This is a genomic window from Streptomyces boncukensis (assembly GCF_011045075.1).
Taxonomy (GTDB): domain Bacteria; phylum Actinomycetota; class Actinomycetes; order Streptomycetales; family Streptomycetaceae; genus Streptomyces; species Streptomyces boncukensis.
In genome coordinates this window covers 1-840 of sequence record NZ_JAAKZZ010001055.1, presented here as the reverse complement: position 1 = coordinate 840, position 840 = coordinate 1, and the positions used below count along the sequence as shown (strand labels likewise).

General features: G+C 76.5%; 1 protein-coding gene. It reads right to left on the bottom strand.

Annotation, left to right across the window (positions count from 1 at the left end):
* On the bottom strand, nucleotides 1-790 hold a 790-nt coding region (locus G5C65_RS37900), incomplete at its 3' end, for an SCO5717 family growth-regulating ATPase (RefSeq protein WP_338146861.1).
* Between the last annotated feature and the right edge of the window lie 50 nt (nucleotides 791-840).

The window sequence follows — 840 nt, the reverse complement described above, 5'->3', positions numbered from 1 at the left end:
CTGCCCCGGCGGCGGTGCCGCCCTCCGTGGCCACCGCACGGGCACCGGAGTCGGCGTCGTCCACAGCTGCGGCGCCCGACGCGGACGCCGAATCCGGCCAAGGTTCGGGCCCGGGCTCGGCAGCCGACGCCGGGCTCGGAGCGACGCCGTCAGCCCCGCCCGTATCACCTGCGTCACTCGTATCGCCCGCACCGGCCTCCCGAGCGCGGACATCGCCGGGCGCGGACGGTGCCGTCCCGTCTCCCTCCTCGCCCGGCTTCTCTTCCCGCTCCAGCTCCTCCGCTGCCGCCTCGGCCGCGGCCCGCTCGCTCAACTCGCGCCGCATCGCGGCGGCGGAGAAGCGCATCGTGGCGCCGTTCGCGGAGTCACCGGGAGACCCGGGGTTCTCCCCAGGGGCGTGGCCCGCTGGGGGCGCGGTCGGCATCGGGGGCACGCTGCCGCTCGGCGGGCCGCCGGGGCCGTCCGGCGAACCGCCGGGCGCGTCCGGGGTGTCAGCCCGCGGGTCCGCGTCGGCCGCCGGGCCGGCGTCCCAGGTGGGCGGCAGCGGCGGGGTGCTGGGGCGCAGCGGAAAGTCCCCGTCGTCCGCGTCGGCGTCACCCGAGGTGGCATCGCCCGGGTCGGCGTTGACCGCGTCCTGCGTGTACCAGGCGGGAGGCGTGTAGTCGATGGTGAACTGGCCGGTCGACTCCGCCTCCTGCTCGGAGGCGGCTTCGTCATCGGCATCAGCATCGAGCCGATCGGTCCCGGGCAGGGTCCCCCCGACACGGATCTCGTCCCGATCGCTGCTCACAATGCCTCCTGCTGTGTCATTCACCCCGGTTCGCGCACCCGCCCGCCCCC